Source organism: Sphingopyxis sp. 22461 (assembly GCF_052044915.1).
GTDB lineage: Bacteria > Pseudomonadota > Alphaproteobacteria > Sphingomonadales > Sphingomonadaceae > Sphingopyxis.
In genome coordinates this window covers 449,763-474,036 of record NZ_JBQENY010000001.1, presented here as the reverse complement: position 1 = coordinate 474,036, position 24,274 = coordinate 449,763, and the positions used below count along the sequence as shown (strand labels likewise).

Here is a 24,274-nt window from a genome sequence, read left to right as displayed (position 1 = left end):
ATCAGTAGGGAAGCGGTATGCCTGCGTTCACACAGGTTTCTTCGTACCTGTTTCGCGCGCCCTTCAGTATGTCCAACGCTTCCGCAATCAAATCCATTCGCTCATTTTCATCGAGCAAAGCTGAATCCAACAGGCTGACCAAATTGTTCAAGGAATCGCCTTGGACAACAACGCCCGGAAAATTCCGGCCGGGGAGTTGGACAACCGCATAGTTTGTTGCTGGCGAGAGCAACGTTGCCGTGCTCATGCCGCCTTCTCGGGCGCGAGATAGCCGATCAGTCGTCCCAGCGTCTCGGGCAATTCCTTGCGATGCACGACCATATCGATCATCCCGTGATCGAGCAGATATTCGGCGCGCTGGAAACCTTCGGGCAGTTTTTCGCGGATCGTATTCTCGATTACGCGCTGACCCGCAAAGCCGATCAATGCCTTGGGCTCGCTGATCTGGATATCGCCGAGCATCGCATAGCTGGCGGTGACGCCGCCCGTGGTCGGATCGGTCAGGAGCACAATATAGGGAAGGCCGGCGCGGCGCAGGCGCGCGAGCGCGACGGTGGCGCGCGGCATCTGCATCAGCGACAGCGTACCCTCCTGCATGCGCGCGCCGCCGGCGGCGGTGATTGCGAGATAGGGACAGCCGCGCCTGATCGCTTCCTCGACCCCGGCGACGAAAGCTTCGCCCACGGCGACGCCCATCGATCCGCCCATGAAGGCAAAATCCTGGACGCCGATCACGACGGGTTGGCCGTCGATCTTGCCCGCCGCATTCTGATAGGCATCGCGGTCGCCGGTCTGCGCGCGCGCCGCCTTGATGCGGTCGACATATTTCTTGGTGTCGCGAAACTTCAGCGGGTCTTCGGGCGCCGCTGGTGCGCTGATCAGTTCGTGGAGGCCGCCATCGAACAGCTGCGCGAAACGCTCGGTCGCGCCGATGCGGTCGTGATGATCGCAGCGCGGGCAGACGTTGAGATTGTCTTCCCATTCCTTGACGAACACCATCTGCTGGCACTGGCGACATTTGTGCCAGAGATTGTCGGCGGTGTCGCGTTTCGCCCCGAAGGGCAGCGCGTTGCGAACGCGGTCGAGCCAGCTCATGCGGCGATCTCCTTTGCGCCGTGGATAGCATCGGCGAGCGAACGGGTGAAGGTCTCGACATAAGGCGCGGCGGCGTCGCCATGCTGCGCGATGATGTCGATGAAGGCCGATCCGACGACGACGCCGTCGGCGACCTTGGCGATCGGGGCCGCCTGTTCGGGGGTGCGGACGCCAAACCCTACGGCGACGGGAAGGTCGGTGGCGGCTTTGAGGCGTGCAACAGCTTCGTCGATGCTCGCCTGCGCCGCTTGTTGCTGGCCGGTGATCCCGGCGACCGAGACATAATAAAGGAAACCACCCGCGCCATCGAGCACCGCGGGCAAGCGCGCCGGGTCGGTGGTGGGCGTGGCAAGACGAATCAGGTCAACGCCAGCAGCGCGAAGGCTCGGGCCGAGTTCGGCGTCCTCCTCTGACGGAATGTCGACACAGATCACGCCATCGACGCCGGCCTTGGCGCATTCCGCGGCGAACCAGTCGGCGCCGCGGATCGTCATCGGGTTTGCGTAACCCATCAGGACAAGCGGGGTTTCGGGATGGCGCTGCCGGAAATCGGTAGCGATGGCGAAGATGTCGGCGGTGGTCGTGCCTTTCGCGAGGCTGCGCAAATTCGCGGCCTGGATCGCGGGGCCGTCGGCCATCGGATCGGTGAAGGGCATGCCAAGCTCGATCACATCGGCGCCCCCCGCGACGAGCGCGTCGAGGTTCGCGGCGGTGTCGCCGTCGCCCGCGGTAATGAAGGCCACAAGCGCGGGATGGGGCTTGGCGAAGGAGGCGGCGAAGCGGGTCATCGGGAAGGCGCCCTCAAATAAAAGACAATCGCGAACACGGCAGCAATGCTCGCATTATAGGCCAGTCTTGCGGAGGCGAGATTCCAGGCGTCGAAATTCAAGCCATGCCGAAACAGCAGGTCGGCGAACGACAAGACGACCAGAAAGAGGCAGAAATCGGTAAAAATCCGAACCGGCTTCGATTGCATTACAGCTCCACCCCCAGCGCATCCGCCACGGTGAAGATATCCTTGTCGCCGCGGCCCGAGCAGTTGACGATGATGATCTTGTCCTTGCCCAGCGTCGGGGCGATGCGTTCGGCGGCGGCGATCGCGTGAGCGGATTCGAGCGCCGGAATGATGCCTTCGAGCTTGGTGAGCTTCTGGAAGCTCGCGAGCGCTTCATCGTCAGTGACGGGTTCGTAGCGGACGCGGCCGATTTCGTGGAGCCAGCTATGTTCGGGGCCGATGCCGGGATAGTCGAGACCCGCCGAGATGCTGTGCGCCTCGGTGATCTGGCCGTCCTCGTCCTGCAACAGATAGGTCTTGTTGCCGTGGAGAATGCCTGGGCGCCCGCCCGCGAGGCTGGCGGCGTGCTTCTTGTCGAGCCCTTCGCCCGCGGCCTCGACGCCGACGATTTCGACGTCTGCATCGTCGAGGAAGGGATGGAAGAGGCCGATCGCGTTCGATCCGCCGCCGACGGGAGCGATCAGCATGTCGGGGAGGCGACCTTCGGCCTCAAGGATCTGTTCACGCGCTTCGTCGCCGATCACCGACTGGAAATCGCGGACGAGCTCGGGATAGGGGTGCGGGCCCGCGACGGTGCCGATGATGTAAAAGGTGTCGTGGACGTTCGCGACCCAATGGCGCAGCGCCTCGTTCATCGCATCCTTCAGCGTCTTGGCGCCCGATTCGACTGCGACGACTTCGGCGCCGAGCAATTTCATGCGGAACACGTTCGGCTGCTGGCGTGCAACATCGACCGCGCCCATGAAGATGGTGCAGGGCAGGCCGAACAGCGCGGCGACGGTTGCGGTCGCGACGCCGTGCTGGCCGGCGCCGGTTTCGGCGATGATCTTCGTCTTGCCCATGCGCTTGGCGAGCAGGATCTGGCCGATGCAATTGTTGATCTTGTGTGCGCCGGTGTGGTTGAGATCCTCGCGCTTGAGGTAGATCTTCGCGCCGCCAAGATGCTCGGTCAGCCGTTCGGCGAACCACAGCGGGCTCGGGCGCCCGACATAATGTTTGAGCAGATAGTCGAACTCGGCCTTGAACGCGGGGTCGGCCTGCGCGGCGCGATAGTGACGCTCGAGATCGAGGATCAGCGGCATCAGCGTTTCGGCGACATAGCGGCCGCCGAACTGGCCGAAATGGCCGCGTTCGTCGGGGCCGGAGCGAAGGCTGTTGGGTAAGTCGGTCATCGACCCGCCGCTTTAAGGAAAGCCGCGATCTTGTCCACATCCTTGACGCCCGGCGCGCTTTCGACGCCCGACGAAACGTCGACGAGCGGCGCGCCGGTTTCTGCGATGGCCTGCGCGACATTCTCGGGGGTGAGGCCGCCCGCAATGCCCCAGTCGATGCCGTGGCGATGGTTTTTGAGCAGCGACCAGTCGAAACGCGTGCCGGTGCCGCCCGGCATGGCGGCGGCGGGCGCATCGAACAGGATGCGATCGGCGACGCCATGATATTTCTGCATCCGCACGAGCGTGTCGGCGTCCTTAAGGCCGATGGCCTTCCACACTTCGGCGGGTGTCAGCCGCTTTACGACACCCAGCCATTCGGGGGTTTCGGTGCCGTGGAACTGGACGATGTCGGGGCGCACCATGCCGAGCGCGTCGCCGGTGAGTTGCTGCGGTGCGTTGACCAACAGCAGCGCAACCTTGATGTCGGCCGCGCCCGCGCGTTTGCGCAGCTCGGCCGCGGTCTTGAGGTCGACATAGCGCGGGCTCGGCTCATAGTGATTGAGGCCGATGTGCGTCGCGCCGTGACGGATGGCGGCATCGACCTCTTCGATCGTCTTGAGGCCGCAGATTTTGACGAGTGGGGGCATGGTCAGACTCTAATTTGTCCGTTCGCATCGAGCGAAGTCGAGAGGCCCCTCGATCTTGCGCTGCTCCGATGGGTGTCTCGACTTCGCTCGACACGAACGGGAATGGGAAAGGGCTTTAAAGCGTCGCTTCAATCTCGCGCGCGGCGAGGTCGGGGTCCGCCGACTGGCTGATCGGGCGGCCGACGACGAGGATCGAGGCGCCGTCGGCCATCGCCTGTGCCGGCGTGACGACGCGTTTCTGATCGCCGATCTTGCCGTTCGCGGGGCGCACCCCGGGGACGACGTAAAAGCCACCGGGCCAAGCCTTGCGCGCTGCTTTCACCTCCTGTCCCGAACAGACAATGCCGTCGAGGCCGGCTTCGCGGGCTAGCGCCGCCAGGCGGACGACTTGATCGTGGGGGTTGCCGCCGACGCCGATGTCTTCCAGATCGGGCGCGTCGAGGCTGGTGAGCACGGTCACCGCGACGACCTTGGTATTCGTGCCCGCGGATGCCTTCGCCTCTTCGAGCATCGCGCGGCCGCCCGCGGCGTGGACGGTGATGATTGCCGGTTCGAGCGAGCGCAGCGCCTGGATCGCCTTGGCGACGGTGTTGGGAATGTCGTGGAGCTTGAGATCGAGAAAGATCGGCAGGCCCAGCTTCGCCATTTCATGCACACCGTGATGCCCGTTGGCGCAGAAGAATTCGAGACCGAGCTTCAGCCCGCCGACGTGGCGCCGCACCTTTTGCGCCAGCGTCAGCGCGGCATCGAGGTGCGTGGTGTCGATGGCGAGATAAAGCGGTGAAGTCATGGCTTGTCCGTGGAGAAAAGGTCGGATGGGGCGGGCGGGATGTCGTTGACCGGCGTTGCGGTGGGGGTGACTTCGACGGGGCGGTTGGCGAGCGCGCGCAAATCGGCCGCCTGCCGCTCGCTGGCGTCGAGGCGGCGCTTCATCGACCAGCGCGTCGTGCGCAGCGCGATCCACATCGGCACGCTGCCGATAAGGAACGCTGTGAGGATCAACACGGGCAATTTGGTGTCGAGCACCTGTCCCGGCCAGATTGTGACGGTGACTGGAATCCAGTTCGCCATCGCGAAAATGACGAGGATGGCGGTCAACGAGACCCAGATGATCGTTCGCAGGATGCCCACTTCGTCTTGCTCCTCTGTCGGTCTGGCGCCGACCCTATGACAGATTGCCGCGCGATTCCAGTCCGGGAGCTATGCCGCCCCGAACACCCGGTCGAAGATCGTGTCGACGTGCTTCATATGATAGCCGAGGTCGAACAGCGCGGTCAGCTCGTCGGCCGAGAGCTTTGCGGTGACGTCGGTATCGGCCTTGAGCAGTTCGAGCAGCGAGAGCTGGCCGTCCGAATCCCAGACCTTCATCGCGTTGCGCTGGACGAGGACATAGCTTTCTTCGCGGCTCGCGCCTGCCTGCGTCAGCGCGAGCAGGACGCGCTGCGAATGGACGAGCCCGCCCATGCGGTCGAGATTCTTCTGCATCCGCGCGGGGTAAACGAGCAGCTTGTCGACCACGCCGGTCAGGCGTCCGAGCGCGAAGTCGAGCGTGATCGTCGCGTCGGGGCCGATGAAGCGTTCGACCGACGAGTGGCTGATGTCGCGCTCGTGCCACAGCGCGACATTTTCCATCGCGGGGATCGCGGCGCTGCGCACCATGCGCGCGAGGCCGGTCAGATTCTCGGTCAGGATCGGGTTGCGCTTGTGTGGCATCGCCGACGAGCCCTTCTGGCCCGGCGAGAAATATTCCTCGGCCTCGAGCACTTCGGTGCGCTGGAGATGGCGGACTTCGACCGACAGCCGTTCGATCGACGACGCGACGACGCCGAGCACCGCGAAGAACATCGCGTGGCGGTCGCGCGGGATCACCTGCGTCGAAACGGGCTCGATCGCGAGTCCGAGCTTGGCCGCGACATGCGCCTCGACGCGCGGATCGATATTGGCGAAGGTGCCAACCGCGCCCGAAATGGCGCAGGTCGCGATTTCGGCGCGCGCGGCCTGGAGGCGCAGCTTGCATCGCGAAAATTCGGCATAGGCTTCGGCGAGCTTGAGCCCGAAGGTCACCGGCTCGGCGTGGATGCCGTGGCTGCGGCCGATCGTCGGGGTGAGCTTATGTTCATAGGCGCGGCGCTTGATCGCCCCGAGCAGCGCGTCGAGATCGGCGAGCAATATGTCGGCCGCCTGACTGAGCTGAACCGCGAGGCAGGTGTCGAGCACGTCCGAGCTGGTCATGCCCTGGTGCATGAAGCGCGCTTCGTCGCCGACATTCTCGGCAACCCACGTCAGGAAGGCAATGACATCATGCTTGGTAACCGCCTCGATCGCGTCGATCGCGGCGACGTCGATCACCGGGTTCGTTGCCCACCAGTCCCAGAGCGCCTTGGCGGCCGATTTCGGCACGGTGCCGAGTTCGGCAAGGGCGTCGGTCGCGTGCGCTTCGATCTCGAACCAGATGCGAAACCGATTCTCGGCCGACCAGATCGCGGTCATTTCCGGCCGTGCGTAACGCGGAACCATTGAATTTCCTTCCTTTTCGGGCGCCTTATCGCGGAATCCACGCGGAACCACGATGGGGCGCCCCGTAGCAGGGACGGGGCGTTTCGCCAAATGCCGAGGGCGCGCAACTTTGCGGAAAGACGATGGGTTGCTCCTATGCCCCATCAGAAAGGCGACGGGTCGCAGTGACCATCGAAGTCGCCGTTACAGGAGAATAAATGTGTTGAAACAAGTGCTTTTGATTGGCGCGGCGGCTGTCAGTTTCCCCGCTTTGGCCCAGACGACTGCCCCGGCCGAAGAGCCGGCCCCCACGACGCAGTCGCAGCCGGCGCCGACCGACACCACGGCCCCCGCGCCCGATAGCAAGCCGACGGACGAAACGAAGCCGACGGATGAAACGGCGCCCACCGAGGACGCGACCCCGAGCGATACGCCCCCCGCGGCTGAGCCCGCCCCTCCGGCTGACCAGCCTGCTCCGGATTCCGAAGAAAAGCCCGAAGCGGAACCCGAATAACCCCGCACACAGGAGATAGACCATGTTGAAACAGATGCTTTTGATCGGCGCCGCTGCCGTGAGTTTCCCGGCCCTGGCTCAGACGACTGCCCCAGCGTCGGACCCGACCACACCGCCGGCGGCGAGCGAGCCGGCTCCGGCACCCGACGCATCGACGCCCCCGGCTGAACCCGCCCCGGCACCCGATGCGTCGACCCCGCCGGCTTCGGGCCAGGCCGCGCCTTCGGGTGGAGCGGCAACGCCGACCCAGATTGCGCAGATCGTCGACCAGGAATTCCCGACCTATGACGGGGATAAGAATGGCGACCTGAACGAAACCGAGTTCGGCGCGTGGATGAAGAAGCTGCGTGCAGCGACCGATCCGAGCGCGGACGTCGAATCGGCCGAGGTGAAGACCTGGATTGGTCAGGCTTTCGCATCGGCAGATGGCGACAAGTCGGGCGCGGTCAACAAGACCGAATTGACCGGTTTCCTGTCGCGCGGCGCCTAAACGGCGTCCCGCGGGGTGGTGCAGCCGTCGGAGCGATCCGGCGGCTGCATCGCCGTTTGCAGCAAGCTAAGCCGTTTGCAGCCAGCTAAGCGGGTTGCTCGACCGCGACGATCGTCAACCGGTGTTCGATGCCACCGCGATCGGGCCAGTTGATCGACTGGCCGACGCTGAGGCCGATCAGGCCCGCCCCGATCGGCGTCAGGATCGACATCCGCCCGGCCGATATGTCGGCTTCGGCGGGATATACGAGGCGCACTGTCCGTTCGGCGCCGGTTTTTTCATCGATGAACGTGACGTTGGAGCCCATGGTCACGACGTCGGGCGGGATTCTGGTGCGTTCGCAGATCGCGGCGCGATCGATCTCATCGAGCAGCAATTCATAGAAGCGAACCGAATCGCGCTGCTGCTGCAGGGTCAGTTCGGTCAGCACGTCGGCTTCGCTGTCGATCATGCGGATATGGGGCATCGCGGCCCCGTTTCTCTTCTTGGTCATGGCGCGGACTTTCCGGCTGGCGCGCGGCGGCTGGCCACGCGCGGCAATGTCTGGACGGAAGGTGCCCCGGGTTCGGGGCGAGCGCGCCGGAACCCGGGGCTAAATGCCCGCGAGAAGCTGTCCCCCGTGATGGCGGAAATGGAGAAGGCTGCGCCGAATCTGCATGGCCCCGATGATGTGGCCGCGGGCGGCGGAAGTCAAATTTGGCTAGAGCAGCCCCATCGCGCGAAAGCTGCGGTAATCGGACCCGCCGATAATGATGTGATCGTGGAGCGCGATTCCAAGTTTCGCGGCGGCGCCGGCGATATCCTTGGTGATCGCGATATCCTGCCGGCTCGGTTCGGGGCTGCCGCTGGGGTGGTTGTGGACAAGGATGATCGCCGAAGCGCCGAGTTCGAGCGCGCGCTTGATGACTTCGCGAACATAGATCGCCGACTGGTCGATCGACCCTTCGCTCACGAGTTCGTCGCGGATCAGCATGTTGCGCGAATTGAGATAGAGCACGCGAACGCGCTCGACGTCGATCGGCCCCATGTCGGCGCGCAGCCAGTCGAGCAGCGCGTCCCAGCTGGACAATAACGGTTTGTCGCGAAATTCGCCTTTAAGCAGGCGCAGGCTCGCGGCCTGGACGATCTTCACCGCCGCAATGCCGGTATCGCTGAGCCCGTCGATCCGGCGCAGCGATTCGGGGTCGGCGCTGACCAGCTGCGCCAGCGAACCGAATTCGCGGAGCAGCGCTTTCGCGAGCGGCTTGGTGTCTCGGCGCGGGATTGCGAGCGTGAGCAGATATTCGACCAGCTCGTAATCGGCCAAGCCTTCGGCGTCGTCGAGCAGGCGAGCACGCAACCGCGCGCGATGCCCAAGATGGTCCGGCGTATCCCCCATGATGCGGCAATAACCGCCTTGTGAGGCGCACTCAACGGTCATAGGGTAAGGAAGATGGCGAACCGGATCAAATTCCTGCATCGAAACGGGATTTCCGGCGTTTGTGCCCTGAACGGGGTTCGGGCCGAGGGACGAGTTTTTGCCGCCATGACGTCATCGGCCATATTCCATGACTGACACGGAAGACGGCGTAAAACCGCGGTGGAAATATCGAAAGCTGCTGTTCAAAAAGCGCTGGCTGACCGCTGGCGCCGTAATCATCCTCATCGCAGGGGTCTGGATTGCGCGCGAGCCGATCGCCGATGAATTCATTCGCGACCAGCTCGAAAGCCGCGATGTTCCTGCGCGCTATAGGATCGACCGGATCGGCTTTCGCAGCGAGCAACTATCCGACATTGTCATCGGCGACCCGAAGCATCCCGACCTGACCGCGAAGCGCGTCGAGGTCCTGCTCGGTTATGGCTGGCGCGGCCCCTATGTTTCGGGAATCAATGCCGAGGGCGTTCGGCTTTATGGCCGCTTCGTCGACGGCCGCCTGTCGTTCGGCTCGCTCGACAAGTTCCGCGACCCGACGAGCAAGGATCCGTTCGCCTTGCCCGACCTGTCGGTCGCGCTGCGCGATGCGCGAGCCCGCGTCGAAACGCCGTGGGGCAATATCGGTGCGGCGCTGAGCGGCGGCGGCAATCTGCGCCGCGATTTCACTGGCAAGCTCGCGCTCGTCGCGCCGCGCATTGCGACGGCGGGGTGCAGCGGCGACGATATCAGCTTCTACGGCACGCTTCTCGTCCGCGACGTCCGGCCGCAGCTCGTCGGTCCTTTGCGTGGCGCTTCGCTGCGCTGCGCAGACGGCAGCGTTACCGCCGCGTCACCGCAGGTCGCGCTCGACCTTTCGCTGTCGGAGGATTTGCAAAGCTGGAAGGGCAAGGCGGACGCGAGCATCGCGCGCCTTGTCGCGGGAACCGTTGCGGCCGACCGGATGGGCGTGGTGGCTCGCTTCGACGGCACCGCGGTGCTGACAAAGCTCGACATCGATGCTGACATGGCGCGCCTGCGCGGCGCCGATTTCGCGGCCGAGACTGTAAACCTCGAAGCCGGGGGCAGCGTCGGTAGCGCTGCGCCGAAGTTCGACGGGCAGATCAGCTTTGCTCGGGCCAGCGGCAGTGCCGATTTGCGGCGCTCGCTCGCCGAAAGCGCGCGCGGGCTGGCGGGCACGCCGGTCGGGCCTCTCGCGGTGAAGGCCGTCGGCGCGCTGAGCCGCGTGCTCGCCGATGCGAGCGGTAGCGCGGGCTTCGCGCTTGCGGGCGAAGGGCCAACGGCGCGCGTCGACCTGATCGCGCCCGAACTGACGAGCGCGAGCGGTGCGCATTTCACCGGCAGCACGGACAGCCGCATCGGCTATCTTTATGGCGCGGACGAGCCCGCGGTGATTGCGACGGGACGCTGGAGCATCGCGGGCGGTGACCTGCCGTCGGGAACGCTGAGTATCGATCGCAGCGCCGAGGGAAGGGTGACGGGGCTCGCCAGCTTCGATCCTTATGGCGCCGAAGGCGCGCGGCTGGCGTTGACGCCGGTGCGTTTTTCGGGCGGCGCGGGCGGGTTGCTGCGCTTCGCAACGGCCGCGACGCTGTCGGGGCCGCTCGCGGGCGGGCGCGTCGAGCGGTTGACGGTGCCGTTGAACGGCTTTCTCGCCCCGACCGGAGCTCTCGCATTCGACGGAGGATGCAGCCGCGTCGCGGCCGACCGGATCGAGGTCAGCGGCTTCCGGCTAGGCCGCAGCGCGATCGACCTGTGCAGTCGCCCGGGCGCGCCGCTGCTCAGCGCCGGGCCCGACGGGCTTCGCGGCGATATCCGCATTCCCGGTATTGCACTGCGCGGGACGAGCGGCAGTTCGCCGTTCAGCCTGAAAAGCGGCCCGGCGAACATCGACCTGTCCGCGATGCGCTGGTCGCTGGCGCGCGCCGATATCCGGCTGGGCGAGGGGGAGAGCGTGACCCGCTTTGCCGCTGAGAGTCTGACCGGGCGTGCGACGCCGCAAGGTATGGCGGGCGATCTCAACGGTGCGAGCAGCAAGATCGGCGCGGTGCCCCTGAACATGAGCGAGATTGCGGGGCAATGGCGCTTCGCGAATGGCGCGCTGACGCTCGACGGCGGGTTGCTGCTCACCGACGCGGCGCCCGATCCGCGCTTCTTCCCGCTGGTCAGCAATGAAGCGAATCTGCGCTTCGCGAACGGGATGATCGAAGCGAAGGCGGGTTTCAGCGAGCAGAAGACCGGAACAAAAATCCTCGACACGCTGATCCGCCACCGGTTTGCCGACAGCAGCGGTACGGCTGACCTTGTCGTCAAGGAGCTGCGGTTCAACGAGGCGTTCCAGCCCGACCAGCTGACCAGTCTCGCGCTCGGCGTCGTGGCCAACGTGCAAGGTTCAGTGGTCGGCGACGGCCGTATCGAATGGACCGCCGACGGCGTCACGAGCCGCGGAACCTTCGCGACCGCCGACGCCAGCCTCGCCGCGGCGTTTGGACCGGTGACGGGGCTGACGACGACGCTCAGTTTCGACGACCTGATTGGCCTTAGATCGGCGCCGGGTCAGATCGCGAAGATCAAGGAGATCAACCCGGGTATTCCGGTCGTCGACGGCGAGATCGAATATCAGTTGCTCGACAATAATCGTGTCCGGGTCGAGGGCGGGAGCTGGCCCTTTGGCGGCGGGCAGTTGCTCCTCCATCCGACGACGCTCGATTTCGGCACGGAGAAAGCGCGGCGGCTGTCCTTCGATATCGTCGGGGTCGATGCGGCGGTGTTCCTGCAAAGCTTCGGCTTTGACAATATCAACGCGACGGGCGTGTTCGACGGAACCTTGCCGGTCGAGTTCGATGGGATGGGCGGGCGCATCGTGGGTGGCCGCATCGATTCGCGCGGCGGCGGCGGCACGCTCGCTTATGTCGGCGAATTGTCGAACCGCAATCTGGGTGTCATCGCCAATTTTGCCTTTGGCGCGCTGCGCAGCCTCAAATATGATGATCTGACGATCATCCTGAACGGGGACCTCGACGGCGAAATGGTGACCGATATCCGCTTTGGCGGCGTGGGGCAGGGCGAAGGCGCGACGCGTAATTTCCTGACCAACCAGGTCGCGAAACTGCCGTTGATCTTCAACGTGAAGATTCGGGCGCCGTTCCGCCAGCTTTTGACATCGGCGAAGGGCTTTTACGACCCGTCGCTGCTCATCGAACAGAATCTGCCCGCGCTGATCCGCGCGCAGGAAGACGCGAAAAAAGCAACAATCGTCCCCGTTCAGCCCCCAGAAAGCGAGCCCGTGCAATGAAGATACCCAAGACTGGAGCTAGGAGGCTGGCCATAGGTTATAGGTATGTTGCAGTGACGATCGGGGCGGCCGCGCTTGCGGGCTGCGTCCAGATCGACACTCCCGACAAGCCGATCGAAATCAACCTGAATATCAACATCCGTCAGGAAGTGGTGTACAGGCTGGATGGCGACGCCAAGAAGCTCATCGAGCAGAATAGCGAGATATTCTGATGGGGAACAAGAAGATGACCAAGACGATGTGGAAACCGACCGGACTGGCACTTGCTGCGATTGCGGCCACCGCCGCCGTTGCGCTGGCCGTGCCGTCGGCGATGGCGCAGCGCGATCCCGCCTATGCCGCCGCGCGTGCCGCGGGGCAGATCGGCGAGCAGGTCGACGGCTATCTGGGGTTCGCGACCACGCCGACCCCGGCGATCCGCGCGCTGGTGCAGGACCTCAATATCAAGCGCAAGGCCGCCTATACCGCGAGCGCGCAGTCGACCGGCAGCACGGTCGAGCAGTTCGCCTTTACCAGCGGCTGCAACCTGATCGCGCAGACCAAGCCGGGCGAAAAATATCAGACGCCCGGCGGCGCCTGGAAAACCCGCGACGGCAGCCCGCCCGAACGCGACGCACGCTGCCCGTAATCGAACAAGCCGCATAATAGGGGCCTGCGGGTCCTCAGATGCCGCCGCGCCCCTAAACGCGGCGGCATTTTTGCGAGTTTTAGGTACGAAATCCATACTCGATATCCGTTCGTGTCGAGCGAAGTCGAGACACCCCCCGGCGGCGTGCGACCTCGCGGCATCTCGACTTCGCTCGATGCGAACGGGGAGGAGAGGTCGGCGGCATTTTTGCGCGCCTCCGCGGCGTCAATTTTGTGCACCTGCGCACAAGCATTGACTTAATCGGGCGTCGTTCCTAAACGGACCGCGCCTTAGGGGTCCCCCGAATTTTCGGGCCTTTTTTCGCAGGCGGAATCGATGGATATCGGCTCTGTTTCAGGAGGATGGCACAAATGACGGGGAATGGCAGCGATCCGGAACCAGCTTCGGAGGATTCGCGCCTGGTCTCGCTCGAAGAGCGATTGGACCGGGCCGAAGCCGCAGAAGCAAAACGGACCGCAGTGAACGCCGGACCGGAGACCGATGCTAACTATAAGCTCGGTAACCGCGTTCTGGCTGAACTGCTGGGCGGTATCGGTGGCGGCGCCTTGGTCGGTTGGACGATCGATCATTTTGCCGGCACCGCACCCTGGGGCCTGTTGGTGGTGCTGTTCCTTGGAATAGTCGTCGCCTTCAGAAGCATATTTCGAATAGCGAATATCCGGCCTTCAAAGCCGGATTGAAGCTGAATTACTGGGATTTAGGCGAGGTATCGCGTGGCGGATCAAGGCAAAGTGGACCCGATGCACCAGTTCGAGGTGCAGAAGATGTTCGACATGTTCCATGTCGGCAATCATGAGGTTGCCTTTACGACCAGCGCGATGTGGATGGTCGTCGCCGGCCTTCTTCTGTGGGTCTTCATGATCGGCGGGATGAAGCGCCAGCTCGTCCCCGGCCGCTGGCAGGTCGCCGTCGAAGGCTTCACCGGCTTCATTTCGGGCATGATGAACGCCAATATCGGCCCCGAAGGCCGCAAATATACGCCCTATGTCTTCTCGCTCTTCATGTTCATCCTGATGCTGAACGTGATCGGGCTGATGCCGCTCGGCCTGTTCGGCGTGCATCCTTTCACCGTGACGAGCCACTTCACGATCACCGGTTTTCTCGCGATCCTGAGCTTCTCGATCGTCCTGATCGTCGGTTTCTGGCGCCACGGCCTGCATTTCTTCTCGCTTTTCGTCCCGCACGGCACGCCCTGGTGGCTGCTGTGGCTGATCCCCGTGATCGAGCTGGTGTCGTTCCTTGTTCGCCCGTTCAGCCTTGCTCTCCGACTGTTCGTCGCGATGACCGCTGGCCACGTGCTGATGAAGGTGTTCGCCTCGTTCATCATCGACGGGATCGCTGCCGGTCCGGCTGTCGGTCTGGGCGTCGGCATCCCCAGCATGGCGCTGATGGTCGGGATCAGCGGCCTCGAGCTGCTGGTCGCGGGTATCCAGGCTTATGTGTTCGCGCTGCTCACGTCGCTCTATCTGAACGACGCGGTCAATCTGCACTGATATTTCAACTGTATAATCAACGTTTTTCCCAAGGAGTATAAAATGGACGTTCAAGCTGCTTCGCTCATCGGCGCCGGTCTGGCCGCTATCGGTGCCGGTATGGCCGCCATCGGTGTGGGCAACGTCTTCGGTAGCTTCCTCGAAAGCGCGCTGCGCAACCCGGCTGCTGCCGACGGCCAGCAGGGCCGCCTGTTCATCGGCTTCGCGGCTGCCGAACTTCTCGGCCTGCTGTCGTTCCTGATCGCAATCCTGCTGTACCTCAAGGCAGCCTGATTTCGTCTGCGGGGCCGGCTCGCTAAAAGCCGGCCCCGCGACTGCTTTTCTTTTGTCGGTCGAGTAAATCCATGCCTCAAATCAGCCAATTCGCTGAAAGCTGGTACGCCGCATCGCAGATTTTCTGGGTGCTGCTGACCTTCGGCTTCGTCTTTTTCGTCATCGGCCGCGGCATGCTGCCGAAGATCGAGGCGACGGTGGACGCACGCGACCGCAAGGTGGCGGACGATCTGGCCGCGGCGAAAGCCGCGCATGCCGCCGCCGACAACCTCGAAGAAAGCTACCGCCAGCAAAGCGACGCAAGCCGCGCCGCTGCGCAAAAGGCGGTAACCGACGCCAAAGACAAGGCCGCGAAAGACGCCGAAAAGCGTCTGGCAAAGGTCGACGCCGAACTCGCCGACAAGCTGTCGGCGGCCGAAGCCGACGTCAACGCGGCGCGCACTTCGGCGATGGCTGAAATCGAATCGGTCGCGGCCGAAGCAGCGGGCGACCTCGTCGCCAAGCTGTCGGGCGTGAAAATTGCCGCGGCGGACGCCAAGGCAGCGGTGAAGGCGGTGCTCCATGGCTAATGTTCTGACCATATTGTCCGAAGCGGCAGGTGAAGTGCATGTCGAGCCGGCATCGTTCGGTTTCATCGACGCCACGGTCTGGGTTTCGATCGCGATGGCGATCTTCATTGCGATCCTGCTGTGGAAGAAAGTGCCGGCGATGGTCGCGGGCATGCTCGACAACAAGATTGCCGAGATTTCGAAGCAGCTCAAGGAAGCCGAAGCGCTGCGTCTCGACGCCGAATCGCTGAAGGCCGAATATGAGGCGAAGCTCGCCGACGCCGCCAAGGAAGCCGACGAGATGCGCGCCCGCGCCGATGCGGAGGCCGAAGCGCTCGTCGCCAAAGCCAAGGCCGACGCCACCGCGCTGATCGGCCGCCGCAAGCAGATGGCTGAAGACCGCATCGCCGCGGCCGAAGCAACCGCGCTTAGCGAAGTCCGCTCGGCCGCTGCGAAGGCTGCGACCGAAGCCGCCGCCGCGCTGATTGCCGAAAAGCATGACGCCACGGCCGACAAGGCGCTGGTCGATCAGGCTATCGCGGGCGTCGCCAAGGGCTGAGCCTTTCCATCGCCGATTACCGAAACGCCCGCGGATTTCCGCGGGCGTTTTGCTTTGGGGCTAGTTCGCGCCGGCCAATCCCGCGACCCACGCCTTTGTCGCGGGGAAATTGTCCATCGCGCGCCGATATCCCGTGCGCGCCGTGGTTCGTTCGACATAGTCCAGTTCCACCGTACCCAACGCGAAGCCGATCGTGCGCTGGGCGAATTGGAGCGCGTAGGTCACCGAAATGTCGGCGGCGGTGAAGCTGTCTCCTGCGATATGGGGCGTACGCGCAAGCTGGCGGCTCACGAGGCCGAGGCGGCTCTTGAAAATGCCGAGCGCCCAGCCCGTGGTCCAGTTTTCCCGTTCGGCTTCGGGGGCGAGTATGTTCGTCGCGACGATGGCGTTGATCGGACCCGCGAGGCCCGCCTCGCCCATATGGAGAAATTGCTGATAGGTCGCGAACGCCGCGTCGTCGGGCGTCGGCGCAAGCGGGCCCGGTCCGTAGCGCGCGAGCAGATATTCCATGATCGCGATCGATTCGACCATCACCGTGTCGCCGTCGACGATCGCAGGGATGAATCCGGCAGGGTTGATCGCCAGGAATTCGGTATCCTGTTCGACACCGCCGAGCAGATCGACCGGCCGTACGCGATAGGGGCGCCCCATTTCTTCGAGCAACCAGGCAACACGGAAGCCGCGTCCTTCGCCGTATAGAGTGATCATGCCTGCAATCCTCAGAACTGGATCATGATGCGCCGCGCCAGCGCGGGCGAGATGCTGTGCACGAGCCGCAACATCTTCACCATCCCCGCATCGACCTCGCTTTTGCCGGTACGAATGCCGCGCACGATCTCGGCGGCGCAGTCGTGTGCACGCATCTTCCTGCCGCCGCGGCCCGCGGTCATGTTGGTCTCGACCACAGGAGGCAGTGCCTCGATCACGCGGACATTACTGTCCTTCAGCAGATACCGGATCGCCTGCGTGTAGCTGCGCAGCCCAGCCTTGGTCGCGCAATAGATCGACCCGCCGGCGCGCGGCGCGATCGCGAGGCCCGAGGTGACGTTGACGATGGTAGCCTCGGGCTGGGCGCGCAGCCCCGGCAGCAGCCGGGTGCAGAGCGCGATCGGCGCGTCGAGATTGGTGCGGATGCAATGCGCCGCATTCTCCAACGTCGCGGCATCGTCGAGTTCATATTCGCTGCCGACGCCGGCGTTGTTGACGAGCAGTGCGAGCGGCTTGCCCGCCACACCGCTTACGACCGCATCGATGCCCGCGGAGGTCGACAAATCGCCCGCGATCGTGCCGAAACCAAGCGCCGCCATCGCCTGCAATTTGTCGGCCGAGCGGCCCGTGACGATGACGTTGGCGCCCGCACCCTGCAGTTGCAGCGCAATCTCGCGCCCAATGCCGTCGCTGCCGCCGGTCACCAGCGCGAGCTTTCCACGTAGTTCCATAAGACCCCTCCTATGTTTTACCTCGCGCACTATGGCGGGTCGCACCGCCATCGCCTACATGCAAAATCATGGCTCGCCCGAACGCTCCCGACCGATTCAACGAAGAAAAAGCGACCTATGTCATCCGCGGCGGCGACGGCGAGGGCGACCAGCCCGACCTCGAACGCGGCGCCGAGGCGATCCGCAGCGTCGTGCGCAAATTGCCGACGCGCCCGGGCGTGTACCGGATGCTCGATGCGCGCGGCGACGTGCTGTACGTAGGCAAGGCGCGGGCGCTGAAGAACCGCGTGACCAATTACACGCAGGTCGCGCGGCTGCCGCAGCGGTTGCAGCGCATGGTGTCACAGACGCGCGCGATGGAGATCGTCACGACGACGAGCGAGGCCGAGGCGCTGCTGCTCGAGGCGCAACTGATCAAGCGGTACCGCCCGCCGTACAATGTGCTGCTGCGCGACGACAAAAGCTTTCCCTTCATCCTTCTGCGCACCGATCACGCTTTCCCGCGCGTGCAGAAGCATCGCGGTGCGCGGCGCGCGAAGGGGCGCTATTATGGCCCGTTCGCCAGTGCCGGCTCGGTCCACCAGACGCTCAATGCGCTGCAGAAAACCTTCCTGCTGCGCAGCTGCACCGACAGCTTTTTCGCCAACCGGTCGCGCCCGTGCCTGCTCTACCAGATCAAGCGGTGCAGCGCGCCGTGCGTCGACCGCATCTCGAAGGAGGATTATGCCGGGCTGGTGAGCGACGCGCAGGATTTCCTCGAGGGCCGCTCGACCGCAGTCCAGAAACGGCTGGGGGCGGCGATGACGCAGGCGGCCGAGGCGATGGATTATGAGCAGGCGGCGGTGCTGCGCGACCGGCTGAAATCGCTGACCTTCATCCAGGGGAGCCAGTCGGTCCACGCTGACGGGCTCGGCGACGCCGACGTGTTCGCGCTCGCGGCGAAGGGCGGGCAACTGTGCATCGCGGGCTTCTTCATCCGTGGCGGGCAGAATTGGGGGCATCGCAGCTTCTTTCCGGCGCATGTATCGGGGGTACCCGAGGCCGAGGTGATGGCGAGCTTTCTGATGCAATTCTACGAAGGCGTGCCGCCGCCGAAGCTGATCCTCGTCGACCGCGAGCCCGAGGAATGCGCGCTGCTTGCCGAGGCATTGGGGGAGAGCGGCAGCCGCAAGATCGAGATCAGTGTACCGCAGCGCGGCAATCGTCGCCGGTTGCTCGAACAGGCGGTGCGCAACGCGGGCGAGGAACTCGACCGCCGGCTCGCAGAGAGCAGCAGCCAGGCGAAACTCGGACGCGAGCTCGCCGAGCTCTTCGATCTCGAAAACCCGCCGCGGCGCATCGAAATTTACGACAACAGCCATATCCAGGGCACCAATGCGCTGGGCGCGATGGTCGTCGCGGGTCCCGAAGGCTGGATCAAGGGCGCCTATCGCAAGTTCAACATCAAGCGCGCCGAGACGCAGCCGGGCGACGATTTCGCAATGATGCGCGAGGTGTTCGAGCGCCGTTTCGCGCGCGCGATCGAGGAGGATCCCGAGCGCACCAAGGGCGAATGGCCCGACCTGGTGCTGATCGACGGAGGCAAGGGGCAGGTGTCGGCGGCGGGCGCGGTGCTTGCCGAGCTTGGTATCGACGATCTGACGTACATCGGGGTCGCCAAGGGTCCCGACCGCAACGCCGGGCGTGAGACCTTCTATCACCCCGACGGCCGCGAATTCACGCTGCCGCCGAATAATGCGGTGCTTTTCTATATCCAGCGGCTGCGTGACGAGGCGCACCGCTTCGCGATTGGCGCACACCGGGCGAAGCGGTCGAAGGCGATGGGGGCATCGCCGCTCGACGAGGTTCCGGGGATCGGACCGTCGCGCAAGAAGGCGCTGCTGATGCATTTCGGCACCGCGCGCGCGGTGCGCGGCGCTAGCCTTGAGGATTTGCAGAAAGCGCCGGGGGTCAGCGCCGCGGTCGCGCAGGCGGTGCATGATTTCTATCATTCGGGACGGTGAGGGGAGTATTATGGATTTTGCAGCAGCCATGCCGCTTGCGGGAACGCTGGGCGTCACGATTCATGAAGGCAGCAAGGATCGTATCGCAGGCAAGCTCCCGGTCCGCGCCGAAATCTGCACCGCGGGCGGGATCGTTCATGGCGGAGCGATCATGGCCTTTGCTGACTGCCTCGGCGCCGTTGGGGCCTTCCTGACCTTGCCCGAGGGCGCCAACGGCACGACGACGATCGAGAGCAAAACCAATTTCCTCGGCGCCGGGCCGGTCGGATCGGTGCTGATCGGCGAGGCCGCCCCGGTGAAGATCGGCAAGCGCCTGTCGGTGTGGCAGACACGCATCCGCACCGAGGATGGCGCCGAAGTCGCGCTGGTGACGCAGACGCAGATGGTGCTTTGGCCAGCCTGACCGCCGATGCCATCGTCTGCGCGGTCCGCGCGCATGGCGAGCATGGCGCGATTCTGCGCGCGCTGACCGAGGAAGCGGGGCTGATCGCGGGCTATGTGCGCGGCGGACGCTCGCGGCGGCTGCGGCCGATCCTCATGCCCGGCAATCTGATCGCGCTCGAATTGCGCGCGCGTACCGAGGAACAGCTTGGCGGTGCAACCGTGGAGCTTCTGGAAAGTCGCGCGCCTTTGCTCGCCGAGCCGTTGGCGTCGGCGGCGATCGACTGGGTGACGAGCCTCACTGCGTCGACTCTACCCGAAAACCAACCTTATCCGGCGCTCTACTCGGCTCTGTCGGCCGTTCTGGACGCGATTGGCGTGGCCTCTTCGGCGCGGCAATGGGCTGCGGCGCTGGCGCGCTACGAGTTGCTGCTCCTCGCTGAACAGGGCTTTGGGCTGAACCTGGAGGAATGCGTCGTGACGGGCTCGCCCGACAGTCTCGCTTTCATCAGCCCCAAATCGGGCGGCGCGGTGAGCGCCGGCGCTGCGGCGGGTTATGAAGAACGGCTGTTCCGCCTGCCGCCGTTTCTGCGGGGCCATGATGCGAGCCCGCCGATGGCCGATGTCCTCGACGGCCTGATTATTACCGGCCACTTCCTCGACCGCGACATTCTCGACGGGCGCAACCGCGACTTGCTGACCGTAAGGGAAAGATTGGTCGACCGGCTGGGCAGGGCGGTTGCGTGACGCGCCGCCGCTGTCTAAGCGGCTGGCGAGACACGAAAGGGCGACACGTTGAAAATCCTGCTGCTGGCTGGCGATGGTATCGGTCCGGAAATCATGGTGGAGGCCGAGAAGGTCCTTGCCGCGCTCGCATTGCCGGTGACGCTCGACCGCGCGCTTGTCGGCGGCGCGGCGTATGAAGCGACCGGCCACCCGCTGCCCCCCGAAACGCTGGCGAAGGCGAAAGCCGCCGATGCGCTCTTGTTCGGTGCCGTCGGCGATCCGCGTTTCGACAATGTCGAACGCCATCTGCGCCCCGAACAGGCGATCCTCGGCCTGCGCGCCGAACTCGGCCTGTTCGCCAATTTGCGCCCCGCCAAGCTGTTTGCGGGACTCGAAGACAGTTCGGCGCTGCGCCCCGAGGTCGCGTCGGCAATCGACCTGCTGATCGTCCGCGAGCTCAACGGCGACGTTTATTTCGGCGAAAAGGGCACACGCACGACCGCGGACGGGCAGCGCGAAGGTTATGACGTCATGTCGTACAGCGAGAGCGAAGTGCGCCGGATTGCGCATGTCGCGTTCCGCGCGGCGCAGGGTCGTCAAAAGCGGCTGTGCTCGGTCGACAAGGCGAATGTGCTCGAAACCTCGCAGCTTTGGCGTGATGTGGTAATCGAGGTCGCCGCCGATTACCCCGACGTGGCGCTGACCCATATGTATGTCGATAACGCCGCAATGCAGCTCGTGCGCAACCCCGGCCAGTTCGACGTCGTCGTCACCGGCAACCTCTTTGGCGACATCCTGTCCGATCAGGCGTCGATGTGCGTCGGGTCGATCGGGCTGCTCGCCTCGGCATCGCTCAGCGACGGCAAGCTGGGGTTGTACGAGCCGATCCACGGCAGCGCGCCCGACATCGCGGGCAAGGGCGTTGCCAACCCGCTGGCGATGATCCTGTCGCTCGCGATGCTGCTGCGCCATTCGGTCGGCGACGAGGCGAGCGCGGTGCGGATCGAGGCGGCGGTCGCAAAGGTGCTGGCGGATGGGTGCCGCGGTGCGGATCTGGGGGGCAATATGGGAACGGCGGCATTGGGCGATGCGGTTGTTTCGGCTTTGAACGGATAGATAAGATGAAAAAAACGACGGGTTTCGACCGCAGCAAAACAAAGGGCTGGCATCCCGCGACGCAGGCGGTGCGCGGCGGCACCTGGCGCAGCGAGCATGGCGAGACGTCGGAAGCGCTCTTCCTCACCTCGGGCTATACCTATGACAGCGCCGAGGAAGTCGCGGCGCGCTTTGCCGGCGAAGAACAGGGCATGACCTATTCGCGCCTCCAGAACCCGACCGTTGCGATGCTCGAAGAGCGTATCGCGCTGATGGAAGGCGCCGAAGCGTGCCGCACGCAGGCGACCGGCATGGCCGCGATGACGACCGCCTTGCTCTGCCAGCTCTCGGCGGGCGACCATATCGTTGCCGCGAAGGCCGCCTTCGGGTCGTGTCGCTGGCTCGTCGACCATCTCTGTCCGCGCTTCGGCATCGAGACGACCGTCGTCGATGGCCGCGACAATGACGCGTGGGAAAAGGCGATCAAGCCGAACACCAAGGTCTTTTTCTTCGAAACCCCGGCCAATCCGACGATGGACATCGTCGACATGAAGCATGTGTGCGGCCTTGCGAAGGCGCATGGCATCACGACTGTGGTCGACAATGCCTTTGCCACCGCGGTGCTCCAGCGCCCGATGGATTTCGGCGCCGATGTCGTCGCTTATTCGGCGACGAAGCTGATGGAGGGACAGGGGCGCGTCCTCGCCGGCGCGGTGTGCGGGACCGAGAAATTTATCAACGATGTGCTGCTGCCGTTCCAGCGCAACACGGGGCCGAATCTGTCGCCGTTCAACGCCTGGGTGGTGCTGAAGGGGCTCGAGACGCTCGACCTGCGCGCGCGGCGCCAGTCGGAAAATGCGCTCGCGGTCGGCAAGGCGATCGAAGGCCGCGTTGCGCGGATGCTCCATCCGGGGCTCGCGAGCCATCCGCAGCATAATCTGGCGATGAGCCAATCGAGCGCGTGCGGCCCGATCTTCTCCTTCGTGCTCGACGGCGGCCGCGAGCAGGCGATGGCGTTCCTCAACGCGCTCGAACTCGTCGACATCAGCAACAATATCGGCGATTCGCGCAGCCTCTGCTGCCATCCCTGGTCGACGACGCATTATGGCGTGAGCGAAGAAGCGCGTATCGACATGGGAGTCGTCGAGGGTATGCTGCGCATCAATATCGGGCTCGAAGATCCGCGCGACGTGATCGTCGATCTGGACCAGGCATTGACCAAGGTCGGGCTTTGAGCGACGCTGGCGCCATGAGCACGATGATCGACTCCTTTTTCCCCTTTGCGGCGACCACCGGGTCGATCACCGTGCGCGTGGCGGTCAGCTATTTGCCCGAACAATCGCATCCGGCGCTCGGCCGCTGGTTCTGGGCCTATCATGTGCGTGTCGAAAATCATGGCGAGGGCGCGGTGCAGTTGATCAGCCGTCACTGGCGGATCAGCGACGGACGCGGCCAGATCAGCGAAGTCGAGGGCGAGGGCGTCGTCGGCGAGCAGCCGTTGATCCTGCCCGGCGGCGCGTACGATTATGTCTCGGGCTGCCCGCTGCCGACCCCCGAAGGGTCGATGGTGGGGAGTTATGCGATGGAACTCGGCGACGGATCGCAATTGCTCGTCGCCATCCCGCATTTCCCGCTCGTGGCGCCTGCGACCGCGTCATGAAACGCACGCATCTGCCCCTGAACGCCCTGCGCGTGTTCGACGCCGCTGCCCGGCACCTGAGCTTCACGCGCGCCGCTGACGAACTGGCAGTGACCCCCGCCGCGGTCGGACAGCAGATCCGTGCGCTCGAGGATATGCTGGGCGTCGTGCTGTTCCGCCGAACGCCGAAGGGGCTGGAGCTCACGGGCGAGGCCGATGCCGGGCTCGACGCGCTGCGGCAGGGCTTCCTGCAATTCGAAGAGTCGGTGCGCGCGATGCAGGCGGGGCAATCGTCGCAGTCGCTGACGATCGCCGCGCCGCGCGACCTCACCGCCAAATGGCTCGCGCCCCGACTTGCGCGTTACAGCCAGCAGGCGCCCGATGTGCGCTTCACATTGGTATCGGCCGACAGCGGCATCGATTTCACCGAAGCGAACCTCGATCTCGCGATCTTCTGGACCGACGGTGCGGGCGAACATGAAGGCGTGGCGCTCGCCGACGCGTCGATGGTCACCGTCACCGGCCCCGGGAGCACCAGCGACACACGCATCGCGTGGCCGGGCTGCCCGGTGGCCGACGGCGAACCCGCGCTGCGCCTCGGCGACGCCGGGCTCGCGATCGACGCGGCCGCCAACGGACTCGGACAGGCGAATGTCCCTGCGATGCTCGCGGAGGCCGATATCGCGACGGGACGCGTCCGGCAGGTGGGCGAAACGGTGGCGGTAAAGCGCGGTTACTGGCTCGTTGCCCCAACCCCGCAATGGCGGCAAGCGAAGGTCAAGGCGCTGGTCGCGGCGCTGACCGCCGCCTGATGTAACCGAACCGGGATCGCGCACGAATACCCCCGCAACAGTCATTCAGGGGGACTCATGTACAAAATTCTGGACAAGCTGCCGGCCCAGACTTTCGCCGTCGGCGCTCTTCGCTGGTCGATGGTCTTCATCTTCGCCTTATTCGGAATCGCCAAATTTGCGGCTTATGAAGCCGAAGGCGTCGCGCGTACGGCGATGCACTATCCGCTGTTCGCCTGGATGTACCCGCTGATCGGCGTTCAGGGGACGAGCAATGTGATCGGGACGATCGAATTGTCGACCGGCGCGCTGATCGCGCTGGGCGCATGGTCGCATCGTGCGGGCCTGCTTGGCGGTCTAATGGGTATGGCGACTTTTCTCATCACGCTCAGCTTCAGTTTTGGGGCGACCTTGTGGGAGGAAGGCTATGGTTTTCCGTTCATGGGGTCGACCGCGCAATTCCTGTTCAAGGACGCCGTCCTGCTTGCCGCCTGTCTGGCACTGGCGCTTCACGCCGGTCATGCATTGCGGGAAACGCCGCACGCCCGGCCGGCGGCCTGA

General features: G+C 64.6%; 30 protein-coding genes. 17 read left to right on the top strand and 13 right to left on the bottom strand.

Going from position 1 to position 24,274, the window contains the following annotated elements:
* Position 1: 1 nt before the first annotated feature.
* The 9 genes from ACTJI5_RS02290 to purB form a co-directional block, all read right to left on the bottom strand.
* Positions 2-247 carry a DUF6959 family protein gene (locus ACTJI5_RS02290; protein WP_058538391.1) on the bottom strand — a complete coding sequence of 82 codons (246 nt, stop codon included), beginning with the start codon at positions 245-247 and terminating at the stop codon, positions 2-4.
* Complete coding sequence (gene accD, locus ACTJI5_RS02285; protein ID WP_310253879.1) at positions 244-1,095, bottom strand: acetyl-CoA carboxylase, carboxyltransferase subunit beta; 852 nt, start codon at positions 1,093-1,095, stop codon at positions 244-246. The genes ACTJI5_RS02290 and accD overlap by 4 nt, the downstream gene beginning before the upstream one ends.
* On the bottom strand, positions 1,092-1,883 hold the full coding sequence (trpA, locus tag ACTJI5_RS02280; RefSeq protein WP_440859249.1) for a tryptophan synthase subunit alpha: 792 nt from the start codon (positions 1,881-1,883) through the stop codon (positions 1,092-1,094). The genes accD and trpA overlap by 4 nt, the downstream gene beginning before the upstream one ends.
* Complete coding sequence (locus tag ACTJI5_RS02275) at positions 1,880-2,071, bottom strand: hypothetical protein (protein ID WP_058538394.1); 192 nt, start codon at positions 2,069-2,071, stop codon at positions 1,880-1,882. Before ACTJI5_RS02275 ends, trpA begins: the two co-directional genes overlap by 4 nt.
* Positions 2,071-3,282: a tryptophan synthase subunit beta gene (gene trpB / locus ACTJI5_RS02270; protein WP_058538395.1), complete on the bottom strand. Its 1,212-nt coding sequence runs from the start codon at positions 3,280-3,282 to the stop codon at positions 2,071-2,073. The genes ACTJI5_RS02275 and trpB overlap by 1 nt, the downstream gene beginning before the upstream one ends.
* A complete protein-coding gene (locus tag ACTJI5_RS02265; protein WP_440859248.1) occupies positions 3,279-3,911 on the bottom strand; it encodes a phosphoribosylanthranilate isomerase in 633 nt (210 codons plus the stop codon). The genes trpB and ACTJI5_RS02265 overlap by 4 nt, the downstream gene beginning before the upstream one ends.
* A gap of 115 nt (positions 3,912-4,026) precedes the next feature.
* On the bottom strand, positions 4,027-4,701 hold the full coding sequence (gene pyrF / locus ACTJI5_RS02260) for an orotidine-5'-phosphate decarboxylase (protein ID WP_056374956.1): 675 nt from the start codon (positions 4,699-4,701) through the stop codon (positions 4,027-4,029).
* Positions 4,698-5,042, bottom strand: a complete 345-nt coding sequence (locus ACTJI5_RS02255; RefSeq protein ID WP_439511906.1) for a lipopolysaccharide assembly protein LapA domain-containing protein — start codon at positions 5,040-5,042, stop codon at positions 4,698-4,700. The genes pyrF and ACTJI5_RS02255 overlap by 4 nt, the downstream gene beginning before the upstream one ends.
* A gap of 69 nt (positions 5,043-5,111) precedes the next feature.
* Positions 5,112-6,428 (bottom strand): adenylosuccinate lyase, encoded by a 1,317-nt coding sequence (purB, locus tag ACTJI5_RS02250; RefSeq protein ID WP_440859247.1) that lies wholly within the window; start codon positions 6,426-6,428, stop codon positions 5,112-5,114.
* A 515-nt stretch (positions 6,429-6,943) separates the two neighbouring features.
* On the opposite strand from purB, the gene ACTJI5_RS02245 reads away from it, so the two are divergent.
* Positions 6,944-7,411 (top strand): hypothetical protein, encoded by a 468-nt coding sequence (locus tag ACTJI5_RS02245; protein ID WP_058538401.1) that lies wholly within the window; start codon positions 6,944-6,946, stop codon positions 7,409-7,411.
* Positions 7,412-7,496: 85 nt separating this feature from the next.
* On the opposite strand, the gene rnk is transcribed toward ACTJI5_RS02245, so the two are convergent.
* Entirely contained in the window at positions 7,497-7,904 is a 408-nt protein-coding gene (rnk, locus tag ACTJI5_RS02240; RefSeq protein ID WP_440859246.1) for a nucleoside diphosphate kinase regulator, read from the bottom strand.
* A 207-nt stretch (positions 7,905-8,111) separates the two neighbouring features.
* Positions 8,112-8,789 carry a RadC family protein gene (gene radC / locus ACTJI5_RS02235; protein ID WP_440859245.1) on the bottom strand — a complete coding sequence of 226 codons (678 nt, stop codon included), beginning with the start codon at positions 8,787-8,789 and terminating at the stop codon, positions 8,112-8,114.
* A gap of 169 nt (positions 8,790-8,958) precedes the next feature.
* Between radC and ACTJI5_RS02230 the strand changes: the two genes are divergently transcribed.
* The 8 genes from ACTJI5_RS02230 to ACTJI5_RS02195 all read left to right on the top strand — a co-directional run bounded on the left by ACTJI5_RS02230 (position 8,959) and on the right by ACTJI5_RS02195 (position 15,639).
* Positions 8,959-12,117, top strand: a complete 3,159-nt coding sequence (locus ACTJI5_RS02230; RefSeq protein ID WP_440859244.1) for a YdbH domain-containing protein — start codon at positions 8,959-8,961, stop codon at positions 12,115-12,117.
* Positions 12,118-12,170: 53 nt separating this feature from the next.
* The gene (locus ACTJI5_RS02225; RefSeq protein ID WP_440859243.1) at positions 12,171-12,329 is read left to right on the top strand and encodes a YnbE family lipoprotein; all 159 of its coding nucleotides are present in this window, start codon (positions 12,171-12,173) and stop codon (positions 12,327-12,329) included.
* Between the two features lie 14 nt (positions 12,330-12,343).
* Entirely contained in the window at positions 12,344-12,745 is a 402-nt protein-coding gene (locus ACTJI5_RS02220; RefSeq protein WP_082639883.1) for a YdbL family protein, read from the top strand.
* Positions 12,746-13,116: 371 nt separating this feature from the next.
* Positions 13,117-13,446, top strand: a complete 330-nt coding sequence (locus ACTJI5_RS02215; RefSeq protein ID WP_037515490.1) for an AtpZ/AtpI family protein — start codon at positions 13,117-13,119, stop codon at positions 13,444-13,446.
* A gap of 60 nt (positions 13,447-13,506) precedes the next feature.
* A complete protein-coding gene (locus ACTJI5_RS02210) occupies positions 13,507-14,259 on the top strand; it encodes a F0F1 ATP synthase subunit A (protein WP_058538404.1) in 753 nt (250 codons plus the stop codon).
* A 42-nt stretch (positions 14,260-14,301) separates the two neighbouring features.
* Complete coding sequence (locus ACTJI5_RS02205; protein WP_037515205.1) at positions 14,302-14,532, top strand: F0F1 ATP synthase subunit C; 231 nt, start codon at positions 14,302-14,304, stop codon at positions 14,530-14,532.
* Between the two features lie 71 nt (positions 14,533-14,603).
* Positions 14,604-15,101: a F0F1 ATP synthase subunit B family protein gene (locus ACTJI5_RS02200; RefSeq protein WP_440859242.1), complete on the top strand. Its 498-nt coding sequence runs from the start codon at positions 14,604-14,606 to the stop codon at positions 15,099-15,101.
* The gene (locus tag ACTJI5_RS02195; protein ID WP_058538406.1) at positions 15,094-15,639 is read left to right on the top strand and encodes a F0F1 ATP synthase subunit B family protein; all 546 of its coding nucleotides are present in this window, start codon (positions 15,094-15,096) and stop codon (positions 15,637-15,639) included. Before ACTJI5_RS02200 ends, ACTJI5_RS02195 begins: the two co-directional genes overlap by 8 nt.
* 60 nt (positions 15,640-15,699) lie before the next feature.
* Here ACTJI5_RS02195 and ACTJI5_RS02190 read toward each other — a convergent pair whose 3' ends face one another.
* Both ACTJI5_RS02190 and ACTJI5_RS02185 read right to left on the bottom strand, forming a co-directional pair.
* A complete protein-coding gene (locus tag ACTJI5_RS02190) occupies positions 15,700-16,347 on the bottom strand; it encodes a glutathione S-transferase family protein (RefSeq protein WP_440859241.1) in 648 nt (215 codons plus the stop codon).
* A gap of 11 nt (positions 16,348-16,358) precedes the next feature.
* Positions 16,359-17,078: an SDR family oxidoreductase gene (locus ACTJI5_RS02185; RefSeq protein ID WP_058538408.1), complete on the bottom strand. Its 720-nt coding sequence runs from the start codon at positions 17,076-17,078 to the stop codon at positions 16,359-16,361.
* A 68-nt stretch (positions 17,079-17,146) separates the two neighbouring features.
* Between ACTJI5_RS02185 and uvrC the strand changes: the two genes are divergently transcribed.
* The 8 genes from uvrC to ACTJI5_RS02145 are packed head-to-tail and all read left to right on the top strand — an operon-like array spanning position 17,147 to position 24,274.
* Positions 17,147-19,081: an excinuclease ABC subunit UvrC gene (uvrC, locus tag ACTJI5_RS02180; RefSeq protein ID WP_440859240.1), complete on the top strand. Its 1,935-nt coding sequence runs from the start codon at positions 17,147-17,149 to the stop codon at positions 19,079-19,081.
* A gap of 10 nt (positions 19,082-19,091) precedes the next feature.
* The gene (locus tag ACTJI5_RS02175) at positions 19,092-19,484 is read left to right on the top strand and encodes a PaaI family thioesterase (RefSeq protein ID WP_440859239.1); all 393 of its coding nucleotides are present in this window, start codon (positions 19,092-19,094) and stop codon (positions 19,482-19,484) included.
* The gene (recO, locus tag ACTJI5_RS02170; protein ID WP_440859238.1) at positions 19,472-20,209 is read left to right on the top strand and encodes a DNA repair protein RecO; all 738 of its coding nucleotides are present in this window, start codon (positions 19,472-19,474) and stop codon (positions 20,207-20,209) included. The genes ACTJI5_RS02175 and recO overlap by 13 nt, the downstream gene beginning before the upstream one ends.
* A gap of 48 nt (positions 20,210-20,257) precedes the next feature.
* Entirely contained in the window at positions 20,258-21,304 is a 1,047-nt protein-coding gene (gene leuB / locus ACTJI5_RS02165; protein ID WP_440859237.1) for a 3-isopropylmalate dehydrogenase, read from the top strand.
* Between the two features lie 5 nt (positions 21,305-21,309).
* Positions 21,310-22,518 (top strand): trans-sulfuration enzyme family protein, encoded by a 1,209-nt coding sequence (locus tag ACTJI5_RS02160; protein WP_440859236.1) that lies wholly within the window; start codon positions 21,310-21,312, stop codon positions 22,516-22,518.
* 23 nt (positions 22,519-22,541) lie between these two features.
* Complete coding sequence (gene apaG, locus ACTJI5_RS02155; RefSeq protein WP_440859282.1) at positions 22,542-22,943, top strand: Co2+/Mg2+ efflux protein ApaG; 402 nt, start codon at positions 22,542-22,544, stop codon at positions 22,941-22,943.
* Positions 22,940-23,734 (top strand): LysR family transcriptional regulator, encoded by a 795-nt coding sequence (locus ACTJI5_RS02150; RefSeq protein ID WP_440859235.1) that lies wholly within the window; start codon positions 22,940-22,942, stop codon positions 23,732-23,734. The genes apaG and ACTJI5_RS02150 overlap by 4 nt, the downstream gene beginning before the upstream one ends.
* A gap of 57 nt (positions 23,735-23,791) precedes the next feature.
* Complete coding sequence (locus ACTJI5_RS02145) at positions 23,792-24,274, top strand: DUF417 family protein (RefSeq protein ID WP_440859234.1); 483 nt, start codon at positions 23,792-23,794, stop codon at positions 24,272-24,274.